Annotated in this window: 7 protein-coding genes; 3 read left to right on the forward strand and 4 right to left on the reverse strand. The window is 27.2% G+C overall.

Annotation, left to right across the window (positions count from 1 at the left end; genetic code table 11):
* The 4 genes from JG677_RS05610 to alaS all read right to left on the reverse strand — a co-directional run.
* Window positions 1-1037, reverse strand: a 1037-nt coding sequence (locus JG677_RS05610; protein ID WP_200285610.1) for a DUF2972 domain-containing protein, incomplete at its 3' end; no start/stop codon positions are given.
* A gap of 1 nt (window position 1038) precedes the next feature.
* Window positions 1039-2970, reverse strand: a complete 1932-nt coding sequence (locus tag JG677_RS05615; protein ID WP_200285612.1) for a penicillin-binding protein 1A — start codon at window positions 2968-2970, stop codon at window positions 1039-1041.
* Entirely contained in the window at window positions 2967-3506 is a 540-nt protein-coding gene (maf, locus tag JG677_RS05620; protein WP_200285613.1) for a septum formation inhibitor Maf, read from the reverse strand. The genes JG677_RS05615 and maf overlap by 4 nt, the downstream gene beginning before the upstream one ends.
* On the reverse strand, window positions 3506-6052 hold the full coding sequence (alaS, locus tag JG677_RS05625) for an alanine--tRNA ligase (RefSeq protein ID WP_200285614.1): 2547 nt from the start codon (window positions 6050-6052) through the stop codon (window positions 3506-3508). Before alaS ends, maf begins: the two co-directional genes overlap by 1 nt.
* Before the next feature lie 115 nt (window positions 6053-6167).
* Here alaS and JG677_RS05630 point away from each other — a divergent pair, with 115 nt between their 5' ends.
* From JG677_RS05630 to hemH, 3 genes are read left to right on the forward strand one after another with little or no spacing between them, the layout of a single operon-like run.
* On the forward strand, window positions 6168-7244 hold the full coding sequence (locus JG677_RS05630) for a DegT/DnrJ/EryC1/StrS family aminotransferase (protein WP_200285615.1): 1077 nt from the start codon (window positions 6168-6170) through the stop codon (window positions 7242-7244).
* 13 nt (window positions 7245-7257) lie between these two features.
* The gene (locus tag JG677_RS05635) at window positions 7258-8109 is read left to right on the forward strand and encodes a Gfo/Idh/MocA family protein (RefSeq protein ID WP_200285616.1); all 852 of its coding nucleotides are present in this window, start codon (window positions 7258-7260) and stop codon (window positions 8107-8109) included.
* Window positions 8109-9026, forward strand: a complete 918-nt coding sequence (gene hemH, locus JG677_RS05640; protein WP_200285617.1) for a ferrochelatase — start codon at window positions 8109-8111, stop codon at window positions 9024-9026. The genes JG677_RS05635 and hemH overlap by 1 nt, the downstream gene beginning before the upstream one ends.
* The last annotated feature ends 127 nt before the right edge of the window (window positions 9027-9153 follow it).

The following is a 9153-nucleotide window of genomic DNA, read 5'->3' on the forward strand; positions in this document are numbered from 1 at the left end:
ATGAATTCACCATCCATAAAACGATTAAAAATAATCAAAATACTTTCTTTTGTATTGATATTATAATTTTTTAAATTATTAGGAAAATTAAGTGTATAAATATTTTTTAAGTCATTTTCATTTACATAAAGTTTTAATGGAAATAAATATCTTAAATATCCCCTAAATTCTTTGGTTTTAAAAATATTTTTTTTATTTATATGGGGGGGGGTAAGAGATAAATTTTTAGCTAATTTAGACAAAGTATCAAAGGCTTTTTCTTCACTAAATTCACTCATATCTACATAAGTGATATTTTTAGGATCTAGTATTTTTATCAACTTTTGTATAATAAAAACATTATTTTCTAAGTCTTTAAAATCCCATTTGATTTTTGTTTTTTTATGGGTTAAAAAATCAATATAAGAATGCCAATCATAAGTAAGATTAAATTCAGGCTCATAGTTTCTTTGCACCTTATCCCAATTTCTACCAAAGCAATGTTTTAAAATTCCTATAGGATCTCTTACGCCTATAATACAGGGCACAGAATTATCAAGTAAATAAAGAAATTTTTCTAGATCTTTTACGTTAAGTTCTGAAAGATTAATTCCTTGATTTATAATATTAGGATTATTAAGATAGGTGTGCAAAAAGCAATATCTGCTTTTTGCATTATTTTCTAATACCCAAGAAGCAAAACAAAGGGTGTTAAGAGTTTCATTAATATATCTTAAAAAAGCAGCAGCACCAACTCCATGTGGTGAAATATAAATAAATTTATATTTTTTACTTAAAGGAATGTTAAGGTCCCAAGATAAATGCGCACAATATTCACTAGCATCTATATCAATAAATTCAGGGTTAATTAAAGGAGGATAAGGATGATTTAAATACTTTTCTTTAAATTCATTAGAATTTAGCCAATTTATAATTATATCTATATGTTCAAGAACAAATTTAAAAAAATTCTCATTATTCGAATTTTTTAGAGCATTAAGAATCAAATTAGCATTTTTAGGATCAAGTTTTTCTTTTAGGGTTTGTAAAATTTGCATTTTAAAAAATAATCTCACTTTCATTGAATTTAGTATTTTGAGATGGAAAAGGAGATTTTGGAGTATAGTATTCTATATTTTTTTGATATATCCCTTTTTTTACATTATTTGGAATGCTAAATTTTCTTGTAGTGTTAGGAAATTTTTCTAAATATTGAATAATAAATTCCCTAAATACAGGAGCTGCCGTTCTAGCACCTCCTTCTGTTTTTTTCATAGGATAATTATTGTCATTTCCATACCAAATAATGGCTTCTATTTCAGGAGTTATACCACAAAACCAAGCATCAACACTATTATTCGTTGTTCCTGTTTTTCCTGCTATTTCTATCCCTTCAACTCTTGCATTGCGCCCTGTTCCTTTTTCTACTGCATTTTTCATCATATCAAGCACTAAAAAAGCTTGAGCTTCATCGCTTATTTTTTCCTCTTTAGAATCAAATTCAGTTATAATATTTCCATTTTTATCTTGAATGCTTTTTATGATTTGCAAATCTTTAATTTTTCCATAATTTCCAAACATAGTATAGAATTTTGAATATTCTAAAGGAGAAATTCCAAAACTTCCAAGCACTATAGAAAGATTAGGAGGTAAATTTTTAAAGCCCATTTGAGTTAGTTTTGAGTATAAGACATCAAGACCAATATTAACAGCAAGGTTAATAGTAGCTAAATTTCTTGATGCACTTAAAGCTTTTTTAAGTGTAATAAGTCCGCTAAAATCCTTGCCATAGTTTTTTGGTTTCCAATCCTCGTTATTTCCTGCTCCTCCTTCAAAAATTCTTGATATATCCGCTACTTCACTCATTGGAGAATAACCTAAATTAATAGCTACTTGATATACAAAAGGTTTAAAGGAGCTTCCTGGCTGACGCATACTTTGGGTAGCTCTATTGTAATTACTTTTTTCATAGTCTATTCCACCTACTAAAGCAAGTACTTCTCCATTTTGATGATTTGCAACAACCATCGCCCCGTTTAAAGTATCTAAGTTGGCATTTTTATCTCTTTTAACAATTTCATCATAACCCCATTTTAAAGATTTTTGAGCCATTTCTTGAACTTCTAAATCTATATTTAAAATTATTTTGTATCCACCTGTTTTTAGATCCTTAATGCTAGGGTTTAGTTGTTTTATAACTTCATCTACAACATAAGGAGCTACATTTTGACTAAGTGTATCATCATAGACTTTAGGAATTTCCTTTAAGGCTTCTTCATACTCATTTTTTGATATCCATCCTAGAGTGTAAAGTCTTTGAATTACATTATTGGCCCTTGAAATAGAAAGATCAAGATGTTTTGTAGGATCATAGCTGCTTGGAGCTTTAGGCAAGCCTACTAATATAGCAATTTCTTTTAAGCTTAATTCATTTAAATTCTTATGAAAATATCCAAAAGCAGCAGTTTTAACGCCATAATATCCATGTCCAAAAAAGATAAAATTGAGATATCTTTCTAAAATTTCTTCTTTACTAAGTATAGTTTCCATTTTATAAGCTAAAAGTGCTTCGCGTATTTTTCTACTAATAGTTCTTTCAGGAGTAAGCTCTGTATTTTTGATAAATTGTTGAGTAAGAGTTGATGCCCCTTCCATTGTTTTGCCACCACTTTTGATAATTTTTATCAAAGCTCTAAAAATAGCATCAATATTAACCCCATTATGTTCAAAAAAACTTGTATCTTCAATAGCTACTAAAGCTTCTATGAGTCTAGGGGGAAATTCTTCATACTTAGCATAAAATCTATGTTGTTCAAAAATATTAGCAATGAGTTTTAAATTTTTATCAAAAATTTGAGTTGTTAAAGGTGGATTGTATTCTTTAAAAATATAATCTTTTGTATCTAAACTTGAAAAAAGATAAGTAATATAAATAAGAATCAAAATACAAACTAAAGAAAAAAATGAAAAAATATATTTTAGAAATTTCATAAATAAGCCTTTAAAATATCAGTATTTAATCCTAAAGCTGTATTTAAACCACCAATTTGTTTATCAATATATTTTTGATGAAAGCCCTCGCACATAATAGCTCCTGCCTTTCCTTTATAAAGACCACTTTCTATGTAATCTTTCATTTCTTTTTTATCAAATTCTTTAAAAAATAAACTTGTTTTTGAAAGGGAAAAAATTCTTTTTTGTGGAGTTTTTAAAATAAAAGCACTTAAAATATCTGCTTTTGCTCCACTTTGCATTATGAGCATTTTATAAGCTTGTTCTTCATTTAATGCTTTGGTTAAAATATTATTTTCAATGCAAACAATACTATCTGCAAAAAGTATATTATCATAGTTAAATTTTTGGCAAAATTGCTGTTCTTTTGCTTTTACTACTTCTTGTACATAAATATTTGGCGTATAAGAAGTGTCAATATTTTCATCATAATCAAAACAAATTTGAGTAAATTCAATTCCAGCTTGTTTCAATAAATTTACTCTAGAAATCGAAGATGAAGCTAAATAAAGCATTATTTACAAAGCTCTTTTTCTATAAAGTTTTTTGAATCTTGCAAAGCTTCATCAATTTTTGTAAAATCTTTCCCTCCAGCCGTTGCAAAATCATCTCTTCCTCCACCATTTCCACCTAAAATCATAGCAGCTTGTTTGACCAAGACCCCAGCTTTTAAAGGTGCGTTTTTTACACCAGCGGCAAGGTTGATTTTATCGTTTTTATTTTGTATGAGCAAAATCACACTTTTTTCAAATTTATTTTTAAACTCATCTATAAGATTTTTTATATCAATATTTTCATCATCAATTTTTTGAATACAAATTTGAACTTGATTAATACAAGTAGAGTCTAATTTAACTTGATTAGAATTTTTTAGTTCATTTTTAGAATTTTTTAGTTCATTTTTGAGTTTTTTAATACTACTTAAAACATCATTATTTTTTAATTCTTCTTTTATTTCATTTAATTCTTTAATAATGCTTTGTGTAAAATTTAATGCCGCTTTAGAAACTACTGCTTCTATTCTTCTAATCCCAGAGCTAACCCCACTTTCTTTAACAATGTAAAAACTTCCAATTTCGGCAGTATTTTTAACATGAGTTCCCCCGCAAAGTTCTTTGCTTTCTCCTAGAGTTAAAACTCTAACTTCATTTTGATATTTTTCGCTAAATAAAGCTATAGCTCCTTCTTTCTTAGCTTCTTCTAAAGACATAAAATCAATCTTAGCTTCATTTGCATTGATAATCATTTCATTAACATGTTGTTCAATTTTTTCAAGTTCTTCTTTATTTAAAGCTTTAGAATAAGTAAAATCAAATCTTAATCTATTATATTCTACCAAAGATCCTGCTTGATTAACTTGATTGCCTAAAATCTTTTTTAAAGCATAGTGAAGAAGATGTGTAGCGCTATGGTGTCTTGCTGTTTGCATTCTTTTTTCTAAATCAATTTTTGCCTCTACAATTTGGTTTTTTTCAAATTTTTCAAAAGCTTTTATTTTGCTAAGATTAAGATCGAAAAATTTTTGAGTGGCTAAAACTTCGCTTTGATTGATTTTTCCACTATCGCCACTTTGCCCCCCGCTTGTTGGATAAAAAGGAGTTTTTTCAAGCATAATCCAACCAATTTGTCCTTGATCTAAACAGGAAAGTTCTTTGAAGTTTTCATCTAAAAGAGCTAAAATTTTTGTTTTTTGATTAAAATGTTCATAGCCAACGAATTCATTTTTGCCAAATTTCTCAATCAAATTTTTAAAATCTCCGCTAATATTTATATCTCCGCTACCTTTCCAAGAATTTTTAGCTCTATTTTTTTGTTCTTGCATTAAGGCATTAAATTTTTCTTCATCGATAGAAATATTTTTTTCTTTAAGCATATCTTGAGTAAGATCAAAAGGAAAGCCGTATGTATCATAAAGTTTAAAAGCCACTTCTGCGCTAAAAATTTCTTTAGTATTTTTAAGCTCTTCATTAAAGATTTCTATACCTTTTTCTATGGTATTTAAAAATCTTTCTTCTTCAAGTTTAATTTGTTCTTTAATATAATCTTTTTTTTCGTTAAGATAAGTATAATGCTCACCCATGATATCGCAAACTTTATCGACAAGTTTATACATAAAAGGTTCTTTTAATCCAAGCAAATAGCCATGTCTTAAAGCACGACGTAAAATTCTTCTTAAAACATAACCCCTGCCTTCTTTATCAAAATTTATACCTTGAGCTATTAAAAATGCACTTGATCTTATGTGATCAGCTATAACCCTATAACTAGCCCCTTTTTCATACACATAAGGCTTTTTACAAATTTTTGCTATTTCTTCGATAATAGGCATAAATAAAGAAGTATCAAAATTACTAATTTTCCCTTCTTTAATGGCAACAACCCTTTCAAGCCCCATTCCTGTATCTATACTAGGTTTAGGTAAAGGAGTTAAAGTTCCATCTGCACTTCTTTCATATTGCATAAAAACAAGATTCCAAATTTCTAAGAAGCGATCTCCATCTCCGCCCATATAATCTTCTAAGCCATTAAAATGCTCTTGTCCTTGATCATAAAAAATTTCGCTACAAGGTCCACAAGGTCCAGTATCTCCCATTTGCCAGAAATTATCTTTATCTCCAAATTTATAAATTTTTTCTTTTGGGACAAATTTTTGCCAAAGTTCATAAGCCTCATCATCATTTTCGTGAGTTGTAACATAAAGTCTTTCTTTTGGAAGTTTTAAAACTTCAGTTACAAATTCCCAAGCATAAGCGATAGCATCTTTTTTAAAATAATCTCCAAAACTAAAATTCCCAAGCATTTCAAAAAAAGTATGATGTCTAGCTGTATAACCAACATTATCAAGATCATTATGCTTTCCACCAGCTCTTATACAAGTTTGACAACTTGTTCTACGAGGTGGGTTAGGACGTGGAATTTCTCCTGTAAAAATATTTTTAAAAGGAACCATACCTGCATTTGTAAAAAGCAAAGTAGGATCTTCAGGAACTAAAGGAGCGGAAAAAACTACTTCGTGACCTTTTGATTTAAAAAAATTTAAATATTCACTTCTAATATCCATAAAAACTTTCCCAAAATTTTAAAATTATTATTAAATATTATATGATATCAAAATTACTTTAAATTAAGTAAAACTAAAATACAATTATCCTTTAATTAAATACTTAAGGTTTTTTATGGATTTTATCAATCTTAAAGCTCAATATAATGCCTATAAAAATGAAATTGATTTAGAAATTTTGAAAATTTTAAATAATTCTTCTTTTATCGGTGGAGATAAACTTAAAGAATTTGAAGGAAATTTAGCTAAATATGTAGGTGTTAAAAATGCTATTGGATGCTCAAGTGGAACAAGTGCTTTATATTTAGCTTTAAGGGCTTTAGGTATTTCTTATAATGATGAGGTTATTGTTCCAAGTTTTACTTTTATTGCAACAGCAGAAGTTGTAGCACTTGTTGGAGCAAAACCTGTTTTTGTAGATATTAGTTTAGATGATTTTAATTTAAGCATTGAAGAAGTTAAAAAAGCTATTTCTCCAAAAACAAAAGCTATTATTGCTGTAAGTATTTTTGGACAAATGCCTGATTTGTTTGCTTTAAAAAAATTATGCGATGAAAAAAATATCACCTTAATCGAAGATGGAGCACAAAGTTTTGGAGCAAGTTATAAAGATAAGAAATCATGTTCTATAGCTCATATTTCTTGCACAAGTTTTTTTCCTTCTAAGCCTTTAGGAGCTTATGGAGACGGGGGTGCTATTTTTTGTGATGATGATTTTTTAGCACAGAAAATAAGAATACTTTTAAATCACGGTCAAGCTCAAAAATATAATCACGAATTAATAGGGATTAATGGACGACTTGATACTTTACAAGCTGCGATTTTAGATGTAAAACTCAAATATTTTGATAATGAACTTAAAATTAGAGCAAAATTAGCAGCTAATTATGATAAAAATTTAAAAAATTGCCAGATTCCTAAAATCAAAAAAGATTTTATAAGCGTTTATGCCCAATATAGCGTTTTAGTTGATGATAGAGCTAGAGTTATTAAAAAATTTAAACAAGCAAGTATTCCTTATGCTATACATTATCCCATACCACTTCACAAGCAACCATGTTTTAAAGAATTTTCCCATTTAAAACTTAAAAATTCTGAACTAGTAAGCGAACACATCATATCTTTACCATTTTCTGCATTCTTGACAGAAGAAGAGCAAGAAAAAGTTATTAATTTATTTTCAAAATTATAATTTAGGAATTTTTATGAAAATCGGTATTATAGGCCTTGGCCATATGGGAAAAAATCATTTAAAAGAGCTTAAAAATAATCCCAATTTTAAGCTTAATGCTTTATTTGATATTCAAAAATTCTCAAGCGATATTCCTTTTTTTGATAATTTAGATGATTTTTTAAAACAAAATAACGATGTAGTTATCATTGCAACGCCTACTTTTACTCATTTAGATATCGCAAAAAAGGTTTTACCAAAAGTAAAAACTATATTAGTAGAAAAACCTTTAGCGATGAATCTAAAAGAAATCAAAGAATTTGAAAAATACGCTAAAACCTACAATAACAATGTAGCCGTTGGTTTTTGTGAAAGATTTAATCCTTGTGTGATATCTTTAAAAAATATACTAGATAACGAACTTTTAATCAGTATAAATATCCAAAGATTTTCAACTTTTCCTCAAAGAATACAAGATGTTGGAATTTTACAAGATTTAGCCGTGCACGATCTTGATCTTTTACATTTTTTAAGCACTCGAAAAATTTTAGAAGCTAAAATTTTAAAAACTTATATACAAGAAGGATATCAAGAAAGCGAAAGTATCATATCATGCAAAATGCAAAATTTTATAGCTTGCTTACATCAAAGCTGGAATAGCACTCAAAAAATCAGAAAAATTCAAGTAATTACAGATAAACATTTTTATGAGGCCGATTTGATAAATTTGATCTTATTAAGGGATAATAATGAGCTTAAAATTGATAAACACTCTACACTTTTAAAAGAGCACGAAGATTTATTTAAATTAGCTTTAAATCAAAAAAATAATTTAGCCTCCATACAAGATGCACTTTTAGTTCAAAACATTTTAGAAAATTATTAATGAAACTTGTTTTATTTTTAAATATGGGTGGCGTAAGCAAGATAGAAGATTGCGAACTTTTTTTAAAAAATATGTTTAATGATCCTTATATTTTAGGTATTAAAAATAAATTTTTAAGAAAAATAGTTGCTTTTTTAATCACTAAAATGAGATTAAAAACTATGCAAAAAAATTATGAAATTTTAGGAGGAAAATCTCCACTAAATGAGATAACTTCGAATCTTTGCATCAAGCTAAATAAAGATAAAAATTTTAAATTTGATTTTGTAAATTTATATGTTCCACCTTTTGCTAAAGAAGTTTTAGAAAAGTATTCTTTAAAAAAAGATGATGAAATTATCCTTTTTCCACTTTATCCACATCATTCTCAAACAACCATAACAACTTCTCTTGAGGTTTTAGAAAAAAATATCAATGCTTTAAATATTAAATCTAAGATTAGTATTATTGATGTTTTTTATAAGGATAAACTCTATAATCAAATGATTAAAAAGCATATTTTAAGAGAAAACGAAAATTTTAAAAATGATAAAAAAAAGACCTTAATTTTTTCTGCTCATTCTTTGCCTATATCTGTTATAGAAAAAGGTGATTTATATGAAAAACATACCATAGAGCATTTTGAAATTTTAAAAAATGAACTTAAAGATCATTTTGATGAAATCTTACTTTCTTATCAGTCAAAATTAGGTCCAGTAAAATGGCTTGAACCTAATACAAGTGATATTTTAAAAAATTTAAAAAATGATGCTTTGATTTATCCAATTTCTTTTTGTATTGATTGTTCAGAAACTGTATTTGAACTTGATATTGAATATAAAAAAATAAGCAATAAAGACTATAAAGTCATTCCTTGTCCAAACGATAGTATAGAATTTCAAACTTTTATTCTTTCTAAACTTTCAAACTTAAATTAATACTCTTTTAAAGCTAATTTTTTATATTTAAATCTATTAAATTTTTACTTATAAGATTCTAAATACAAATTATAAGAGCTTTTGCTTGTTTTGAATCATTTATATAAAAGTTTATTAAGATTTATAC

This window comes from Campylobacter sp. TTU-622, from assembly GCF_016598965.1.
Taxonomy (GTDB): domain Bacteria; phylum Campylobacterota; class Campylobacteria; order Campylobacterales; family Campylobacteraceae; genus Campylobacter_D.

Excerpts from the sequence above, each read along its gene's own strand:
- hemH (WP_200285617.1), top strand. The coding sequence starts at position 8,109 with ATGAAACTTGTTTTATTTTTAAATATGGGTGGCGTAAGCAAGATAGAA.
- JG677_RS05615 (WP_200285612.1), bottom strand. The coding sequence starts at position 2,970 with ATGAAATTTCTAAAATATATTTTTTCATTTTTTTCTTTAGTTTGTATT.
- maf (WP_200285613.1), bottom strand. The coding sequence starts at position 3,506 with ATGCTTTATTTAGCTTCATCTTCGATTTCTAGAGTAAATTTATTGAAA.
- JG677_RS05630 (WP_200285615.1), top strand. The coding sequence starts at position 6,168 with ATGGATTTTATCAATCTTAAAGCTCAATATAATGCCTATAAAAATGAA.
- alaS (WP_200285614.1), bottom strand. The coding sequence starts at position 6,052 with ATGGATATTAGAAGTGAATATTTAAATTTTTTTAAATCAAAAGGTCAC.
- JG677_RS05635 (WP_200285616.1), top strand. The coding sequence starts at position 7,258 with ATGAAAATCGGTATTATAGGCCTTGGCCATATGGGAAAAAATCATTTA.